Origin of the sequence: Oceanicola sp. 22II-s10i (assembly GCF_002210105.1) — a bacterium.
Taxonomy (GTDB): domain Bacteria; phylum Pseudomonadota; class Alphaproteobacteria; order Rhodobacterales; family Rhodobacteraceae; genus Pseudooceanicola.
Genome location: NZ_AQQU01000008.1, coordinates 122,020 through 138,844 on the forward strand (window position 1 = coordinate 122,020; position 16,825 = coordinate 138,844).

A 16,825-nucleotide genomic window follows, 5' to 3' on the forward strand; every position below is an offset into this window, starting at 1 on the left:
CATGCGGGCGCTGCGGCATATCCTGACCCGCCTGGCGCTGCTGCTGTTCCTTGCGGTGGTGCCGTCGTTCGTGGCGGCGCAGTCCGGGCCGGATTACGAGGACTGGGCGCAGACCGCGCAGCGCGCCGAGGACGCGATCGAGGCGAACCGGGCCTCGGACGACGCGCTCGGCACGCTGCGTACCGAACTCGACCGCTGGCGGTCGCAGTTCGAGGAGGCCCGTTCCACCAATGCGGCGGCCATCGCCACGGTACGGGCGCAGCTGTCCACCCTCGGGCCAGCGCCCGAGGAGGGCGCGACCGAGGCGCCGGACATCGCCACGCAACGGGCGCAGCTGAACGAGCGGCTGGCCCAGCTGGAAGCGCCGGGGCGCGCCGCCGAGGTGGCCTGGAGCCGGGCCGACGCGCTGATCCGGGAACTGGACCGCATCCTGCGCGACCGCCAGACGGACGAACTGCTTGAGCTTGGGCCCTCGCCTCTGAACCCGGTCAACTGGCCGGGGGCGGCGACCTCGGTGATCGTCGGGTTTGAGCGGGTCGTCGAGGAATTCACGACGAACTGGAGCAGTGCGATCAAGCGGTCCGAGGCCCGCGCCAAGCTGCCGGTGATCGTCGTCCTGCTGGCCGCGTCGGTCATCCTGCTGTCGCGCGGACGGCGCTGGACGGAACTGCTGACGGAACGGGTGCAGGGACGCGAGCGCAGGGCGGAACGCTACCTGCTCGGCTTCCTCGTCTCCCTGGGCCAGATCATCCTGCCCGTCGCCGGGATGATCGCCTTCGTCGCCGCCGTCTTCGCCTCGGACATGGCCGGGCCGCGTGCGACCGTCATCCTGCAGGTGCTGCCGGGGGCGATGATCTCGTGGTCCATCGCCAGATGGGTCGGATCGCGGATGTTCCCGATCTCCGACGCCTCGCCACCGCCGCTGCTGCTGTCCGAGCAGTCGCGCCGCGAGGGGCGCTGGAACACCGCCCTGCTGGGCCTGATCCTCGCTGTCTACATCTTGATCCGCGAATTCGGCAACGCTTCGGAATGGTCGCCCGCGACGCTCAACACCGTCCTGTTCCCGCTGCTCGTCCTGACCGGCCTTCTGCTGCTGCGCGTCGCGCGGCTGCTGACACTGCATGCCGAGGCGCTCGGCGAGGGCGAAAGCGGGCAGGTCTTCCGCAAGCGGATCGTGATGCTGCTGTCCCGCGCCATCAGCCTGCTGGCCATTGTCGGGCCGCTGCTGGCGGGGATCGGCTATTTCAACGCCGGGTATTCGCTGCTCTTCCCGCTGGTCTTCACGATCCAGACGCTGGGGATCCTCGTCATCCTGCAACGCCTTGCGACCGAGCTCTACGTGCTGGCCAGCCGCAACCGCGAAGGCGCGCGCGAGGCGCTGGCGCCGGTGCTGGCGGGCTTCACGCTGATGCTGCTGTCGATCCCGGTCTTCGCGCTGATCTGGGGGGCGCGGGTCACCGACCTGACCGAGATCTGGGAACGCTTCCAGGGCGGGTTCATGGTGGGCGAGACACGGATCAGCCCGGCCGTCTTCCTGACGATCGCGGTGGTCTTTGCGCTCGGCCTCGCGATGACGCGCGGCCTGCAGGGGGCGCTCAGGTCAACGGTCCTGCCCAAGACCAAGATGGACACGGGCGCGCAGACGGCCATCGTTTCGGGCCTCGGCTATATCGGCATCTTCCTCGCCGGGATCATCGCCGTTACCTCGGCCGGGCTGGACCTGACAGCGCTCGGCTATGTCGCCGGGGCGCTGTCCGTCGGCATCGGTTTCGGCCTGCAGAACGTGGTGTCGAACTTCGTCTCGGGCATCATCCTGCTGATCGAACGCCCGGTGTCCGAGGGCGACTGGATCGAGGTCGGGGGCCACATGGGCTTCGTCCGGTCGATCTCAGTCCGCTCGACCCGGATCGAGACCTTCGACCGCACCGACGTCATCGTGCCGAACGCCGACCTGATCTCGGGCTCGGTCACCAACTGGACGCGCGGCAACCTCGTCGGGCGCCTGATCCTGCCGGTCGGGGTGGCCTACGGCACCGACACCCGCAAGGTCGAGGCGATCCTGCGCGAGATCGCCGAGGCGCAGCCGGTCGTCCTGCTGAACCCGCCGCCCTTCGTGCTGTTCAAGGGCTTCGGCGCGTCCTCGCTGGATTTCGAGGTGCGGATGATCTTGCGCGACATCCTGCAGATCGTGGCGCTGCAGAACGAGATGAACCACCAGATCGCCGAACGCTTCGCCGCCGAGGGGATCGAGATCCCGTTCCCGCAGCAGGACATCTGGCTGCGCAATCCCGAAACGCTCACCGGCGGCGGGCGGCAGGGCGTGCCCGGCCCGCGGCTGGAACCGGTGCCCGCGCCCCGCGAAACGACCGGAGCGGCGCATCTGACCGGCGACGACCTCGATCCGTCGTCCGGAGGAGGAGAAGACCGATGACCGACGCGCTGTTCCGCGAGGACGCCTATCTGCAGGAAGCCCCGGCCACGGTTCTGGCGCATACGGATCGCGGCGGCGTGGTGCTGGACCGCAGCCTGTTCTACCCGACCGGCGGCGGCCAGCCGGGCGATGCGGGGCGCCTGACCTGGGCGGGCGGCAGCATGATCGTCGCGACCACGGTCAAGGGCGAGGGCGACGAGATCGTGCTGGTCCCCGGCGAGGGGGCCGATCTGCCGCCTGTCGGCACCGAGCTCTTCCAGCACCTCGACTGGGACCGGCGCCTGTCGCACATGCGCGTCCACACCGCGCTGCATCTGCTGTCCGTGGTGATCCCGCTGCCGGTCACCGGCGGACAGATCGCCGAGGGGCAGGGGCGGCTCGATTTCGACATGCCCGAAGCGCCCGAGGACAAGGACGCGCTGGAGGCGGAACTGAACGCCCTGATCGCCCGCGATCTTGAGGTCGGCGAGACATGGATCACGGACGCGGAACTCGACGCCAATCCGGGGCTGGTCAAGACCATGTCCGTGCAGCCGCCGCGTGGATCCGGCCGGATTCGGCTGGTGCGGATCGGCGAGGGCAGCGAACAGGTCGACCTGCAGCCCTGCGGCGGCACGCATGTGAAGCGGACCGGCGAGATCGGCAGGGTGCGGATCGACAAGGTCAAGAACAAGGGCAGCCGGAACCGCCGGGTTTCGATCCTGCTGGAGGACTGAGGGCGGGTCCCTCCGCTCAGCCCGTGCCGAACGCGTCCGGGTCCATCACCCGGCGCGGCAGCATCAGCACCATCGCGATCGCCAGCACCTTCAGCGCACAGGGGAGGATCGCATAGGCGAGGTTCAGCGCGGCGAGCGCCTCGGGCGGATTGGGTGCGCCGGGGGTGAAGCCCCTGAGCTGCAGCAGCGGCAGGACCACCCCCGCCGCGATCGCAAGCGTCGCCTTGGTGCAGAAGTTCCAGAACCCGAAAGCCTGCCCCGCCTGCAAGCCCGCCCGCGACAGGGTGGAGGCAAAGAGCGCCGACAGGATCACCATGTCGGCCCCGAGCGCCACGCCCGACGCCACGCAGATCACCGCGAAGGGCAGGGCGGCGCCCGCAGGCAGGGCATAGGCCCCGATGAAACTGACGATCGCCAGCGCCATCGACACCGGCAGGACGCGCCTAGCGCCGAAACGGGCGGCAAGGCGGCTCCAGCCCGGTGCGGAGACCCCGGCGGCAACGAAGAACAGGATCAGGAACGGCCCGGCGAGGTCCGGCAGCGCCAGACGGTCCTCGACGAAGAACACGAACAGGGTCGACGTCACGGCCACCGGCAGGCTGTTGACGAGGGCCAGCGCCAGCAGCCACCCCGCGCCGGACCGCCTGAGGCCCGACAGGTCCAGCCGCATCGAGGCGATCTGCGGCCTGCGCCACAGCGGCCGCGCCACCAGCGCGGCCACCAGCGCCAGCCCCGCCAGCGCCCAGCCGAAGAGCGCATAGCCGCTGCCCGAGGGCGACAGCGCGCCGAACAGGGCGGGCGCCATCGCGCCCAGCGTGACTCCGGCGAGGATCCCGAATTCGCGGACCCCGGCCAGCCCGAACTGCGCGTCGGCATCGCCGGAACCGGCCATCGCGGCGCTCTGACCATAGAGCAGGATCGCCCCGAGGCTGTAGCCGGTGAAGGTCACCAGAAGCCCGAGCGTCAGCCACACCGAGGGCGCGATCGGGGGCGTAACCGAGAACACGGCGACGAACCCGATCGCGAGCGTGGCCAGCGCGAGGAATGCGAAGCGCGACAGTTGTCCGGGCCAGCGGTCGGTCATCCATCCCAGCAGTGGGTCCTGCACGAAGTCGACGATCCGGATCAGCAGCAGGATGGTGCCGACCTGCGCCAGCGACAGCCCGAGTTCGCTGACCGCGAAACCGGGTAGGTGGATGTAGATCGGGATGCTGGCCGTCGCCAGCGCCATCCCCAAGACGGCGACACGCCAGCCGTCACGCGAGGCCGACCGGGAAGGGGCATCGGGCACCGGGGCGGTCATCGAGCTGTTGTTCTGCGTTCTCATGGTCCGTCCGGCACTGTTTGCCTGACTACGCACGGCGGCGGCGGATGGATCTTGTCAGGCGTCCTTCGGCCCGGCGGCCAGCGCCCGCGTTTCGTCGGATACCGGGGCCAGCAGCATCCCTGCCATCGTGTCGGCGAGGTTCGACCGGGCCGAGCGTTGCCCCCATAGGTTCTGCCAGACCTCGGGCGCTTCGGCTGCCGCCTCCATCGAGGCGCCCGCCGAGATGCTGTAGAGCAGCATCAGCATCAGCCGCTGCTGCAGGATCTCGGGCGGCATCTCGGGCGCGAGCTTCCGCAGCCAGGCAAAACACCGGCGTGTGCCCCGGTCCTGACCGTCCGTCGCCTCGAACAGCAGGTCGCGGCGGGTGATCGTCACGGCGGCGAAGAAACGCAGCATGAAGGTCTGCTCCCTGTCGCGCCCCTCGTCCGGTGGGGGCAGGGCGGGCAGCAGGATATCGGTGATGTCGCGCACCGCGCGCGGGCCGCCCGCCGCCTCAAGCCGGTCCAGCCGGTCGTTGTTGGCCGCGTCCAGTGCCTTGCCGACGTCGCTGACCAGTTCGCGGATCAGCGCATCGCGCGAGGCGAAGTAGTAGCTGATCGAGCCGTTGTTCTTCTGTCCGGCCGCCAGCTGGATGTCGCGGACCGACACGTTGTCCAGCCCGCGCTCCGCGAACAGCCTGAGCGCCACGCTCTTGAGCGTGCGGCGGGTGCGTTCGCCCTTGCCGAGTTTCTCCTCTGCCAAGACGGCCATCCTTTCCGGGGCGGGGTCCGGGAAATGAACCTCTCGGATATGGTTTTAAGACGCTGCTTGAAAAGAGTCACGCCGCAGCCTAATCCTTCATGACCATGTTCGGACGCAGGGAGGATGCTTCGACGTGACCGACCGGGACCCGAGGGGCGCAGCGCGGTTTCGCGCGTGCCGGAGGCGGCGTTCCGGACCAGTCCTCGCAGCATCGCCCGCACCCTGTCGACGATCACGCAGATGATCGCGGCACGCCTGTCCCCGACCGTCAGGGGCCGGTCCGCAGCATGGCACGGCGCACAGGGAGGAGCCGCCATGAAACATCCGTCCGCCTTCGCGGCGACACAGCCCGACAAGGTCGCCTACCGCATGGCCGAAAGCGGTGCGACGCTGACCTTCGCCGAGCTTGACCGCCTGTCGAACCGCGGCGCGCAGGCGCTGCGGCATGTCGGGGTCGGGCAGGGCGAAAACATCGCGCTGCTGTTCGAGAACAATCTCGACTTCCTCGCGCTCTGCTGGGCCGGGCAGCGGGCCGGCGTGTTCTATACCGCCATCAGCCGCCACCTGACGGTGGACGAGATCGCCTATATCGTCCGCGACTGCTCGGCCAAAGTCATGATCGTCTCGGCCAAATATGCCGGGCTGCTGCCGGAGCTGCGCGCGCAATGCGGCGATGTTCGCTTCTTCGTCTGCGGCGAGACCAGCCAGCCTGACCTCGACTGGAAGGCGCTGGAGGCCGCGATGCCCGACACCCCGATCGCGGACGAGGCGGCGGGGACGGACCTGCTCTATTCATCCGGCACGACCGGGCGGCCCAAGGGCATCGCCCGGACCTTCACCCTGCAGCCCATCGACACCGTGATCCCGCCGCTGATGACCGTGCTGTGCGAGACGATGGGCGGAATGGGGCCGGACTCGGTCTACCTGTCGCCCGCGCCGCTCTACCACGCCGCGCCGCTGCGCTTTTCGCTTATGGCGGTGATGCTGGGCGGGACCGTGGTGGTGATGGAGCGCTTCGACGCCGAGGCGATGCTGGCGCTGCTGGAACGCCACGCGGTGACGCACACGCAGGTGGTGCCGACGATGTTCGTGCGGATGCTCAAGCTGCCGGACGATGTGCGCACCCGCTATGACCTGTCGGCCCTGCGCGTCGCCTATCACGCCGCCGCCCCCTGTCCGAAGGAAATCAAGGCGCGGATGATCGACTGGTGGGGGCCGATCATCATCGAATATTACGCCGGGTCCGAGGCGAACGGCGTCACGCTCTGCACCTCGCAGGAATGGCTGGAGAACCCCGGCAGCGTGGGGAAATCCCTGCTGGGCAGTATCGTGATCGCGGATGAGGACGGGACCGAACTGCCGCCGGGACAGGTCGGCGGGGTCTACTTCGACAGCGGCATCGACTTTCAATACCGCAACGATCCCGGCAAGACCGCCGGTGCCTACATGCGGCCGGGCTGTTCGACGCTGGGCGATGTGGGCTATGTCAACGAAGCCGGGTTCCTGTTCCTTACCGACCGCAAGGCCTATACGATCATCTCGGGCGGGGTGAACATCTACCCGCAGGAGACGGAGGATACGCTGATCATCCATCCCGACGTCGCGGATGTCGCCGTCTTCGGCGTCCCGAACGAGGAGATGGGCGAAGAGGTCAAGGCGGTGGTGCAGCTGGAACCGGGGGTCGCGGCGACGCCCGAGAAGGCGGAGGAACTGATCGGGTTCTGCAAGGCCCGGCTGTCGCATGTGAAGGCTCCGCGCAGCGTCGATTTCCGTGAGGACCTGCCGCGCACACCGACGGGCAAGCTGATCAAGCGCAAGCTCAAGGACGAATACTGGCCCGCCAGCTGAACGGCGGCCACGAAGGAGGAAAGGTAAGAGACATGAACATCGAGGGAATGGCCGCCATCGTCACCGGCGGGGCCTCAGGTCTGGGCGGGGCAACCGCCGAGATGCTGGCCAAGGCCGGCGCAAAGGTCGCGATCTTCGACCTGAACGACGAGCTGGGCCGCGCCAAGGCGGACGAGATCGGCGGGACCTTCTGCAAGGTCAACGTCACCGACGAAAGCCAGGTCGAGGCGGCCATCGCCGAGGCCGAGGGCCTGCACGGCAAGGCGCGCATCCTCGTGAACTGCGCCGGTATCGGGCCGCCCGCCAAGGTCATCGACCGCGAGGGCAACGCGCTGCCGCTGGCGAAATTCACCTCGATCGTCAACGTGAACCTGTTCGGCACGTTCAACGTGATGTCCAAGTTCGCCGCCTCGCTCAGCCGGATGGAGCCGGACGGCGAAGAGCGTGGCGTCATCGTCAACACCGCCTCGGTCGCGGCGTTCGACGGGCAGATCGGGCAGGCGGCCTATGCGGCCTCCAAGGGCGGTATCGTGGGCATGACCCTGCCGGTCGCGCGCGAATTCGCCCGCCACGGCATCCGCGTGATGACCATCGCGCCGGGCCTGTTCCTGACGCCGCTGATGGGATCGCTGCCGCAGGAAGCGCAGGACAGCCTTGCCGCGCAGGTGCCGTTCCCCTCGCGCCTCGGCGATCCGAAGGAATACGCGCACATGGTCGCCTCGATCATCGGCAACCCGATGCTGAACGGCGAGACGATCCGGCTGGACGGCGCGATCAGGATGGCCCCGAAATGAGCAGTTTCCACCTGACCGACACCGGCATGTCCGACCGCGCGCTCGAAATCGCCGGTCGGGTCGAGGACTTTGTCCGCGGCAGGATCGCGCCGATGGAAAAGGACCCGCGCTGCGGGTCGCACGGCCCCAGCGACGAGATGGCGCTGGAAATGAAGGGCATGGCCCGCGAGGCGGGCGTGCTGACGCCGCATATCCTCGGCGGCGGGGCGCACCTGACCCACCGGGAAACGGCCTGCGTGCTGATCCGCTCGGGCCTGTCGCCGCTCGGACCCGTGGCCGTCAACACGATGGCCCCGGACGAGGGCAACATGTACCTGCTGGGCAAGGTCGGTTCGCCCGAGCTGAAGGAACGCTTCCTGCAGCCGATGGTACAGGGCAAGATGCGCTCGGCCTTCTTCATGACCGAACCGGCCGCCGATGGCGGTGCGGGCTCGGATCCGTCGATGATGCTGACCACCTGCCGTCCTGACGGCAATCACTGGGTCATCAACGGGCGCAAGACCTACATCACCGGCGCCGACGGGGCCGGGATGGGGATCATCATGGCCAAGTCCGACGACGGCGCCTGCATGTTCCTCGTCGACCTGCCGGATCCGGCGATCAAGATCGTGCGCGTGCTGGAGACCATCGACAGTTCCATGCCCGGCGGACATTCCGAGATCGTCATCGACAACCTGCGCGTCCCCGCCACCCAGATGCTGGGCGAGTCTGGCGAGGGCTTCCGCTATGCGCAGGTCCGCCTGTCGCCCGCGCGCCTGACCCACTGCATGCGGTGGCTCGGCTGCTGTATCCGCGCGAACGAGATCGCGTCGGACTACGCCAACCGCCGTCATGCCTTCGGCAAGCCGCTGGTGGATCACGAGGGCGTCGGCTTCATGCTGGCCGAGAACCTGATCGACCTGAAGCAGGCCGAGCTGATGATCTACTGGTGCGCCGACGTGCTGGACACCGGGGTTCTGGGCACGGTCGAAAGCTCCATGGCCAAGGTCGCCGTGTCCGAGGCGCTGATGCGTGTCGCGGACCGCTGCGTGCAGGTCATGGGCGGGCAGGGGGTCACGGCGGACACGATCGTCGAGCAGATCTTCCGCGAAATCCGCGCCTTCCGCATCTACGACGGCCCGACCGAGGTGCACAAATGGTCGCTGGCCAAGAAGATCAAGCGCGACTGGAAGAAGGCGCAGGAGGCGTGAGCGGCACAGACGCCGAAAGCAACGCGGGCGTGATGCCCGTGCGCGAGGGCTACGGATTCGACACCGCGGCCCTCGAAGGCTGGATGGCCGCCCATGTCGACGGCTTCACCGGCCCGATGGAGGTGTTCCAGTTCCGGGGCGGCCAGTCCAACCCGACCTTCAAGCTGGTCACCCCCGGCGGCGACTACGTGCTGCGGCGCAAGCCCTCGGGCCAGCTGGCCAAGGGCGCCCATGCCATCGACCGCGAGGCGCGGGTGATGACGGCGCTCGGCGCGCAGGGCTTTCCGGTGGCCAAGGTCCACGGGCTCTGCACCGACGAGGCGGTGATCGGAAGCTGGTTCTACGTCATGGACATGGTCGAGGGCCGGATCTTCTGGGATGCCGCCTTTCGCGAGGTTCCGCAGGACCAGCGCGCGGCCTACCTGTCCGAGATGAACCGCGTGATGGCCGCGCTGCACGGCTACGACCCCGAGGCCATCGGGCTGGGCGATTTCGGCCGCTCCGGCAACTACTTCGAACGCCAGATCGCGCGGTGGAGCAAGAGCTACCTCGCCGACGAGGACGCGGGCCGCCACCCCGACATGGACCGTCTGATCGACTGGCTGCCCGGCGCGGTCCCGCCCGGCGACGAAAGCGCGATCGTCCACGGCGACTATCGCTGCGACAACCTGATCTTCCACCCGACCGAGCCGCGCGTCGTTGCGGTGCTGGACTGGGAACTGTCGACCATCGGCCACCCGCTGGCCGATTTCACCTATCACGCGCTGATGTACCGGATGCCGCCCGACATCGTCGCGGGCCTCGGCGACGTTGACCCCGCCGCGCTCGGCCTGCCGACCGAGGCGGAGTATGTCGCGGAATACTGCCGCCACACCGGGCGCGACGGGATCCCGAACTACGACTTCTACATCGCCTTCAACTTCTTCCGGCTGGCCGCGATCTTTCACGGCATCAAGGGCCGGGCGGCGCGGGGGCAGGCGGCCTCGGCCCATGTCGAGGCGCGGGTCGCGGCCTATCCGCGGCTGGTCGCTCTGGCGGTCGAGGCGATGGAGGCCTGCCGCAGCGCATAGGGCCGTCCGGTATTTGCAGTCCGCGTGCCAAACAGGGCTGGCCGGGGCGGATAGCCGGGATTGCGCCAGAGTAGAGTGACGCCCCGTCCGGACCAAACTAGGAAGGTCCGGCCGGGTCGGCCCAACATGATCGACCCTGATCGATCACAGTCGCCGCGGGACCGGAGCTCCGGCCGGCGGCAGTCAAGAGGAGAGACCCAAATGCTGGACAACGTCGTCATCTGTGAACCGGTGCGCACCCCGGTCGGCCGCTACGGCGGGCAGTTCAAGGACCTGCATGCACAGGACCTCGGCCGGACCGTCATCAAGGGCCTGATCGACCGCACCGGCCTGCCGGGCGAGCGTGTCGACGACGTGATCTTTGCCCAGTGCTATCCCACCATGGACGCCCCCGCGATCGGCCGTGTCGTCGGTCTGGACGCCGGTCTGCCGATTTCGATCGGCGGCTACCAGATCGACCGCCGCTGCGGCTCGGGCCTGCAGGCGGTGATCAGCGCGGTGCTTCAGGTCGCTTCGGGCGGCGCATCGCTGGTGATCGCGGGCGGCGCCGAGTCCATGTCGAACGCGCCGTTCTACAGCACCGGCTACCGCTGGGGCGTCAAGGGCTCGGCCATGGTGTTCGACGACGCGCTGGCCAAGGGCCGTGTGACGGCGGGCGGCATGAATTTCCCCGTTCCGGGCGGCATGCTGGAAACCGCCGAGAACCTGCGCCGCGAATATTCCGTCCCGCGCGAGGAGCAGGACGAGTTCGCCGTGGAATCGCACCGCCGCGCCGTGGCCGCACAGCAGAACGGCCTGTTCGATGACGAGATCATCCCGGTCACTGTCAAGTCCCGCAAAGGCGACACGACCTATGACAAGGACGAACACCCGCGCCCCGAGGCCTCGCTGGAGAGCATGGCCAAGCTGCGTCCGATCCGCGCGCGCGAGGATGCCGAGTCGACCGTCACCGCGGGCAATGCCAGCGGCCAGAACGACGGCGCGTCGGCCTGCATCGTCACCACCCGCGCGGTGGCCGATGAACTGGGCCTCAAGGTCTATGGCCGGATGAAGAGCTGGGCCGTCGCCGGTGTCGGCCCCGAGGTGATGGGCATCGGCCCGGTGCCGTCGGTCGCCAAGGCGCTGAAGCAGGCGGGGCTGGAGATGAAGGACATCGACCTGCTGGAACTGAACGAGGCCTTCGCGGCGCAGGTCTTGGCCTGCACCCGCGAATGGAAGCTGGGCAAGGACGACTTCGCCCGGATGAACGTCAACGGCTCGGGCATTTCGCTGGGCCATCCGGTCGGCGCGACCGGGGGCCGTATCCTTGCCGGTCTCCTGCGCGAGATGGGGCGCCGCGAAGTGCGGTATGGCGTCGAGACCATGTGCATCGGCGGCGGTCAGGGTCTGGCCGCGGTGTTCGAGCGGGTCTGAGCCTCTGTCCTATAAAATGCGAAGGGCCGCCCGATCGGGCGGCCCGTTTTCGTTTGAACCGGCGCGGTCCGTCACTCGGCCAGTTCGATCCGCACGCGCACCTCGCCCGAGCCGAGCAGCGCGTCCATCGGACCCTCGAACTGACCCAGACGCAGCAGCCCGGCAGAGGACTGGAACGGCTTGTAGAACAGCGCGAGGTTGCCCCAGGGCCGGTACTGGGTGATGTCCCCGGCCTTGGGTGTATAGGCGCGGGGCGCGCCGGTGTCGTCCAGCTTGCGACCCAGATCGGCGACCTTCTCGGTGCCGTGGTAATCGCTCAGCGTCAGATCGAGCGGCAGCATGGCGGCAAAGTCCCGCGCGGGGGCATTGTCGTCGAGTGTGGCCGTCAGGACCTCCTGTCCGACAATGAACCTGATCCGTGTCATGCCAGCCTCCGCTGCCGTTTCGTTTGCGGTGACGGGCCCGGTCAACAGGATCGCCGTCAAAGCCGCTTTCGTTGGGAACCGCACCATTGCGTCCTCCTGGGATTTCCCGGTCAGTCTAGCTTGTCCGGTTCCGGCGGTCAGTGGCGGAAATCGACTGACACTCATGATCCCGGTTCATGAGCGACAGGATCGTCCTCCCCGATCGGTGCGCGCGTTTGATGAGCGCGCCTCATGGATGCAATCGCCCTCGGGCGCATTATCCCGGACGCCGGTCGGCATACCTCATGGCCACAGGCACCGCCTGACCATGGCCCCAAGGCCGCCACCGACAACGGAGACGACCAGACATGAAACGCTTTATTGCCCCCGCCATCGCCACCACGCTTGCCCTCGCGTTCGCCGCGCCGGCAGCGGTCGCGCAGTCCATGACCGTGACCAAGGCCGAGGACCGCGCCGGACAGGTCGGCAGCGCCGAGACCTTCACCGGCACCGCCTATGTCGCGCCGGTCTTCCCGCCGGAAATGGCGGGCGTCAGCGCGGGCGAAGTCACCTTCCTGCCGGGCGCGCGGTCCGCATGGCACACCCACCCCGCCGGCCAGATGCTGGTCGTGACGCATGGCACCGGCTGGGTGCAGGAACGCGGGCAGGAGAAGCAGGTCATGCAGGCCGGCGACGTGGTCTGGTGTCCGCCTGAGGTCGAGCACTGGCACGGCGCGACCGACGCCACCTCGGTCACCCACTACGCGATCCAGGCTTCGGTCGATGGATCCGCCGTGACATGGGGCGAGCATGTCACCGACGAAGAATACGCCGACTGACAGGCGGTGCGGCGCGCGATCCAAGTCGCGCGCCGCGAACCCGGATACCGGAGGGATTTCGATGAACCGCCTCAAGACCGCCATCGCCGCAACCCTGCTCGCGCTTCCCGTCGCCGCGCCCCTGTCGGCGCAGACGCCCGAGACCGTGCTGACCGGCCTCGACTACCCGTGGGACATCGAGGCGCATGACGGCGCGATCTACATCACCGAAAAGGCGGGCACGCTCGGCATCTGGCGCGACGGGGCGTTCCGCCGTCTGCCGGTCCACACCAGCGAACCGGTGCTGAACGACCGGGGCGGCGGGTTGCTCGGACTGGCGCTGAGCCCCGATTTCGCCGGGACGGGCCGCGTGGTGCTGTATCAGCACTACGGCACCCCCGACGACCGTCGCAACAGGGTGATCGAGGCGGTGCTGGATGGCGAGGCATGGCGCGAGACGCGGGTGCTGCTGGACGGCATTCCGGGCCATTCGCTCTACAACGGCGGGCGCGTCGCCTTCGGGCCGGACGGGATGCTCTACGTCAGCACCGGCTGGACCGAGAACCGGCAGCGTCCGCAGGACATGGAGAGCCTCGCCGGCAAGATCCTGCGACTGACGCCCGACGGCACGGTGCCACAGGACAACCCGGTCGCCGGTTCGCCGGTCTGGTCGTTGGGACACCGCAATCCGCAGGGGCTGGCGTGGGACGGCGACGGACAGCTTTTCGCGGCCGAGCACGGGCAGTCCGGTCACGACGAAGTGAACCGGATCGAGGCGGGCGCGAATTTCGGCTGGCCGCTGATCCAGGGCGACGAGACCGGCGAGGGCCTGCAACCGCCCTTGGCACATTCGGGCGGAACGACCTGGGCACCCTCCGGCCTGGCCTGGGACGGCGACCGCCTGCTGGTCGCGGCCCTGCGGGACGGAGGTCTGCTGTCGGTGACGCCGGACGGCGCGGTTTCGGCCGCGGTCGACATCGGCGCGCGGACGCGGGACGTGCTGGTCACTGACGAGGGGATATGGGCGATCACCACCACGCGGTCGCCGCGCCGTGACGGGCCGTCCGACGACCGGCTGGTGCTGATCCGCCGGTGAGGGCCGAGGACAATCCATAGACTCCATGAGTCGCGTGCATATATCTGAGGGGACCACCAATGATCCTGGACAGTCAGCTCAAGGCGACCCTCATGCTGCGCGAGAATATCAACGACCTCATCGCCTTGGCCGCCGTGGCCGAGGAGCGGAGCTTCACGAAGGCGGCGGCACGGCTGAACGTGTCGCAATCGGCGCTGAGCCACACGATCAAGGGGCTGGAACAGCGCCTCGGCCTGCGGCTGCTGACGCGGACCACCCGCTCGGTCGCCCCGACGATCGAGGGCGAGGACCTGCTGGCCACGCTGAACCCCTGTTTCGAGAAGATTGAGGCGCGGCTTCAGGCGCTCAATGACTCCCGCGACCAGCCCACCGGGACGGTCCGGATCGTCGCGGTGGAATACGCCATCGAGTCGATCCTCTGGCCCAAGCTGTCGCCCGTGCTTAAGGAATACCCGGCGGTGAAGGTCGAGTTCGTGATGGACTATGGCTATACCGATCTGGCGGAATCCCAGTGCGATGCGGGCGTGCGCTATGGCGAGCAGGTCAGCGATGGCATGATCGCCATGCGGATCGGCCCGGACGAGCGGATGATCTGCGTCGGCGCGCCCGACTATTTCGATGCGGCGGGCGTGCCCGAAACGCCGCAGGACCTGACCGATCACCGCTGCATCAACCTGCGCCTGTCGACCCATGGCGCGCTTTACGCGTGGGAGTTCGAGGATCGCGAAGGGACCGAGATCCGGGTCAAGGTTCAGGGGCAGGCCTGTTTCAACACGATCAACCCCGTGATGCGCGCGGCGCGGGACGGGCACGGGCTGGCGCTGATCCCCGAACGGCTGGCGCAGCCCCTGCTGGACGCGGGCGAGCTGCGGACCTGCCTCGATGACTACTGCCCGTCCTTTCCGGGCTTCCACCTCTACTATCCCAGTCGACAGCGCCCGTCCTCGGCCTTCGAGGTCGTTCTGGAGGCGCTGCGCGAGAAGGCCTGAGGACTGATGAGCGGCGGTCATGAGTGGCTTGAGCCGCCGCCCCATTAAGTCCGCATGGACCCGCCCCAGATCCTTGTGACAGACACCGCACCACAAGGAGACGCGCATGAGAACCCTGATCGCAACTTCGGCCTTTGCCCTGATGGCCAACACCGCCACCGCACAGGACGTGTCCACCACGCTGCGCGAGGCCGTCGGCCGGGTCGCGCCCGCGCTGGAGGCCTATTCGGGCGAGGGGCTGTTCGGCACCGTCTGGACCGCCGATGCCCTTTCGGTCCGCGACCGGGCGCTCGTGACCTTCGCCGCCCTGACGACCCGGCACGAGACTGAGAACCTCGGCGCCTTCGTCGAATTGGCGCTGGATGCCGGCGTGACCCCGGCGGAGCTGTCGGAAACGATCACCCATCTGGCCTTCTACACCGGCTGGGGCAACGCGACCGCCGCGGCAGAGGCGATGGCCCCGGTCTACGAGGCGCGCGGCATCGCGGTCGAGGATCTGCCCGCGGCCGACCCCGAACTGCTGCCCCTGAACGAAGAGGCCGAGGCCGCCCGCCAGGAGAACGTGCAGGGCAACTTCGGCAACGTCAGCCAGAGCATGGTCGACTACACCGAGCAGATGCTGTTCCTCGACCTCTGGCTGCGTCCGGCGCTGGAACCGCGCGACCGCAGCCTCGTGACCGTGGCGGCCCTGATCGCCGCCGGTCAGCCAGAGCAGATGACCTTTCACCTGAACCGGGCGATGGACAACGGCCTGACGCAGGAAGAGGCGGGCGCGATGCTGTCGCACCTCGCGTTCTACGCGGGCTGGCCCAAGGTCTTTTCGGCCATGCCGGTCGCCAAGCAGGTGTTCGAGTCGCGCAGCGAATGACACAGTCGGTCCGGCGAGGCAGCCCCGCCGGACCACCCACGGAGACGGAAATGAAGATCGGAATCCTTGGCAGCGGGCTCATGGGCGGCAAGCTTGGCCGCATCTGGGCGGCCTGCGGGCACGAGGTCACCTTTGCCTACGCCCGCAGCCAGTCCAGGCTGGACCGCTTCGCGCGGGACGCCGGTGCGGCCAGCGGGACAGTGGCCGAGGCGGTCGCCGGGGCCGATGCCGTGCTGCTGGCCGTGCACTGGTCACGGACCGGCGAGGTGCTGGCGCAGGCGGGCGATCTGGCGGGCACGGTCGTGCTGAACTGCTGCGTGCCGCTGGACGACGCCAATGAAAATATCGTGGTCGGCATGACCACCTCGGGGGCCGAGGAGCTTGCCCGGCTGCGCCCCGAGGCCCGCTGGGTGTCGTGCTTCAACACCAACCCCTCGGAAAGTTTCGAACCCGTGTTCCGCAGCAAGGGCGTCGGGGACGGCCCTGCGCCTCAGGTCCTGACCTGCAGCGATGATGCCGGGGCGCGGGCGGTGGCGGGCGACCTGATCCGTGACATCGGGTTCGACCCGCTGGACTGCGGGCCGCTGCGGAACGCACGGTTCATCGAACCCTTCGCGCTGGCGACCGTCGAGCTGGCCTATGTCCAGCCCGGCGGGCCGGCGCTGACCTATCGTTTTGACAAGCTGCGCTGAGCGCGCAGGGAAAGGACCACCATGAAGATCGTTCGTTCGGGCACCATGCCCTCCAACCCCGGCCCCGGTGACTATTTCACCGGAACCGTCCGCATCGACCCGCTGTTCCAGGCCGAGGCGCCGGGCCGCACCAGCGGCGCGCAGGTCACGTTCGAGCCGGGCGCGCGCACCGCGTGGCACACGCACCCTGCCGGTCAGACCCTGATCGTCACCTTCGGCCGTGGCCGCGTCCAGCGCGAGGGCGGCCCCATCGAGGAAATCAGCCAGGGCGATGTCGTCTGGTTCCCGGCCGGCGAAAAGCACTGGCACGGTGCATCGCCCGAAACGGCGATGAGCCACATCGCCATCCAGGAAAGCATCGACGGCACGGCTGTGACGTGGATGGAAAAGGTCTCGGACACCGATTACGGCGGCTGACCGTAGCGCTC

16 protein-coding genes are annotated in these 16,825 nt (G+C 68.5%); 13 read left to right on the top strand and 3 right to left on the bottom strand.

The window, feature by feature from the left end; all coding sequences use genetic code 11:
• Position 1 precedes the first annotated feature (1 nt).
• Positions 2-2,431 (top strand): DUF3772 domain-containing protein, encoded by a 2,430-nt coding sequence (locus ATO6_RS18760; protein ID WP_088625566.1) that lies wholly within the window; start codon positions 2-4, stop codon positions 2,429-2,431.
• Positions 2,428-3,147, top strand: a complete 720-nt coding sequence (locus tag ATO6_RS18765) for an alanyl-tRNA editing protein (protein WP_088625567.1) — start codon at positions 2,428-2,430, stop codon at positions 3,145-3,147. Before ATO6_RS18760 ends, ATO6_RS18765 begins: the two co-directional genes overlap by 4 nt.
• A gap of 16 nt (positions 3,148-3,163) precedes the next feature.
• Here the strand turns inward: ATO6_RS18765 and ATO6_RS18770 are convergent, their stop codons facing one another.
• Positions 3,164-4,474, bottom strand: a complete 1,311-nt coding sequence (locus ATO6_RS18770) for an MFS transporter (protein ID WP_369597073.1) — start codon at positions 4,472-4,474, stop codon at positions 3,164-3,166.
• Between the two features lie 54 nt (positions 4,475-4,528).
• Positions 4,529-5,215 carry a TetR/AcrR family transcriptional regulator gene (locus tag ATO6_RS18775; protein ID WP_176441001.1) on the bottom strand — a complete coding sequence of 229 codons (687 nt, stop codon included), beginning with the start codon at positions 5,213-5,215 and terminating at the stop codon, positions 4,529-4,531.
• 315 nt (positions 5,216-5,530) lie between these two features.
• Between ATO6_RS18775 and ATO6_RS18780 the strand changes: the two genes are divergently transcribed.
• The 5 genes from ATO6_RS18780 (at position 5,531) to ATO6_RS18800 (ending at position 11,530) form a co-directional block, all read left to right on the top strand.
• Positions 5,531-7,063, top strand: a complete 1,533-nt coding sequence (locus ATO6_RS18780) for an acyl-CoA synthetase (protein WP_088625569.1) — start codon at positions 5,531-5,533, stop codon at positions 7,061-7,063.
• Between the two features lie 32 nt (positions 7,064-7,095).
• A complete protein-coding gene (locus ATO6_RS18785; RefSeq protein ID WP_088625570.1) occupies positions 7,096-7,857 on the top strand; it encodes a 3-hydroxyacyl-CoA dehydrogenase in 762 nt (253 codons plus the stop codon).
• The gene (locus tag ATO6_RS18790; protein WP_254919208.1) at positions 7,854-9,047 is read left to right on the top strand and encodes an acyl-CoA dehydrogenase family protein; all 1,194 of its coding nucleotides are present in this window, start codon (positions 7,854-7,856) and stop codon (positions 9,045-9,047) included. Before ATO6_RS18785 ends, ATO6_RS18790 begins: the two co-directional genes overlap by 4 nt.
• Positions 9,044-10,117, top strand: coding sequence for a phosphotransferase (locus tag ATO6_RS18795; RefSeq protein ID WP_254919209.1), 1,074 nt, complete (start codon positions 9,044-9,046; stop codon positions 10,115-10,117). The genes ATO6_RS18790 and ATO6_RS18795 overlap by 4 nt, the downstream gene beginning before the upstream one ends.
• Positions 10,118-10,318: 201 nt before the next feature.
• Positions 10,319-11,530, top strand: a complete 1,212-nt coding sequence (locus ATO6_RS18800) for an acetyl-CoA C-acetyltransferase (protein ID WP_088625572.1) — start codon at positions 10,319-10,321, stop codon at positions 11,528-11,530.
• A gap of 71 nt (positions 11,531-11,601) precedes the next feature.
• On the opposite strand, the gene ATO6_RS18805 is transcribed toward ATO6_RS18800, so the two are convergent.
• On the bottom strand, positions 11,602-11,955 hold the full coding sequence (locus ATO6_RS18805) for a cyclophilin-like fold protein (protein WP_088625629.1): 354 nt from the start codon (positions 11,953-11,955) through the stop codon (positions 11,602-11,604).
• Between the two features lie 347 nt (positions 11,956-12,302).
• Between ATO6_RS18805 and ATO6_RS18810 the strand changes: the two genes are divergently transcribed.
• The 6 genes from ATO6_RS18810 to ATO6_RS18835 all read left to right on the top strand — a co-directional run bounded on the left by ATO6_RS18810 (position 12,303) and on the right by ATO6_RS18835 (position 16,814).
• Positions 12,303-12,773, top strand: a complete 471-nt coding sequence (locus ATO6_RS18810; RefSeq protein WP_088625573.1) for a cupin domain-containing protein — start codon at positions 12,303-12,305, stop codon at positions 12,771-12,773.
• Positions 12,774-12,834: 61 nt separating this feature from the next.
• A complete protein-coding gene (locus ATO6_RS18815) occupies positions 12,835-13,848 on the top strand; it encodes a sorbosone dehydrogenase family protein (RefSeq protein WP_088625574.1) in 1,014 nt (337 codons plus the stop codon).
• 59 nt (positions 13,849-13,907) lie between these two features.
• On the top strand, positions 13,908-14,837 hold the full coding sequence (locus tag ATO6_RS18820) for a LysR family transcriptional regulator (RefSeq protein ID WP_254919210.1): 930 nt from the start codon (positions 13,908-13,910) through the stop codon (positions 14,835-14,837).
• Between the two features lie 106 nt (positions 14,838-14,943).
• Positions 14,944-15,705 carry a carboxymuconolactone decarboxylase family protein gene (locus ATO6_RS18825; protein ID WP_088625575.1) on the top strand — a complete coding sequence of 254 codons (762 nt, stop codon included), beginning with the start codon at positions 14,944-14,946 and terminating at the stop codon, positions 15,703-15,705.
• Positions 15,706-15,755: 50 nt separating this feature from the next.
• Entirely contained in the window at positions 15,756-16,397 is a 642-nt protein-coding gene (locus ATO6_RS18830; RefSeq protein ID WP_088625576.1) for an NADPH-dependent F420 reductase, read from the top strand.
• A gap of 21 nt (positions 16,398-16,418) precedes the next feature.
• Positions 16,419-16,814: a cupin domain-containing protein gene (locus tag ATO6_RS18835; protein ID WP_088625577.1), complete on the top strand. Its 396-nt coding sequence runs from the start codon at positions 16,419-16,421 to the stop codon at positions 16,812-16,814.
• Positions 16,815-16,825: the final 11 nt, after the last annotated feature.

Coding starts and splice junctions, on each gene's coding strand:
- ATO6_RS18800 (WP_088625572.1), top strand. CDS start 10,319: ATGCTGGACAACGTCGTCATCTGTGAACCGGTGCGCACCCCGGTCGGC.
- ATO6_RS18830 (WP_088625576.1), top strand. CDS start 15,756: ATGAAGATCGGAATCCTTGGCAGCGGGCTCATGGGCGGCAAGCTTGGC.
- ATO6_RS18815 (WP_088625574.1), top strand. CDS start 12,835: ATGAACCGCCTCAAGACCGCCATCGCCGCAACCCTGCTCGCGCTTCCC.
- ATO6_RS18825 (WP_088625575.1), top strand. CDS start 14,944: ATGAGAACCCTGATCGCAACTTCGGCCTTTGCCCTGATGGCCAACACC.
- ATO6_RS18765 (WP_088625567.1), top strand. CDS start 2,428: ATGACCGACGCGCTGTTCCGCGAGGACGCCTATCTGCAGGAAGCCCCG.
- ATO6_RS18820 (WP_254919210.1), top strand. CDS start 13,908: ATGATCCTGGACAGTCAGCTCAAGGCGACCCTCATGCTGCGCGAGAAT.
- ATO6_RS18810 (WP_088625573.1), top strand. CDS start 12,303: ATGAAACGCTTTATTGCCCCCGCCATCGCCACCACGCTTGCCCTCGCG.
- ATO6_RS18770 (WP_369597073.1), bottom strand. CDS start 4,474: ATGAGAACGCAGAACAACAGCTCGATGACCGCCCCGGTGCCCGATGCC.
- ATO6_RS18780 (WP_088625569.1), top strand. CDS start 5,531: ATGAAACATCCGTCCGCCTTCGCGGCGACACAGCCCGACAAGGTCGCC.
- ATO6_RS18790 (WP_254919208.1), top strand. CDS start 7,854: ATGAGCAGTTTCCACCTGACCGACACCGGCATGTCCGACCGCGCGCTC.
- ATO6_RS18785 (WP_088625570.1), top strand. CDS start 7,096: ATGAACATCGAGGGAATGGCCGCCATCGTCACCGGCGGGGCCTCAGGT.
- ATO6_RS18805 (WP_088625629.1), bottom strand. CDS start 11,955: ATGACACGGATCAGGTTCATTGTCGGACAGGAGGTCCTGACGGCCACA.
- ATO6_RS18835 (WP_088625577.1), top strand. CDS start 16,419: ATGAAGATCGTTCGTTCGGGCACCATGCCCTCCAACCCCGGCCCCGGT.
- ATO6_RS18760 (WP_088625566.1), top strand. CDS start 2: ATGCGGGCGCTGCGGCATATCCTGACCCGCCTGGCGCTGCTGCTGTTC.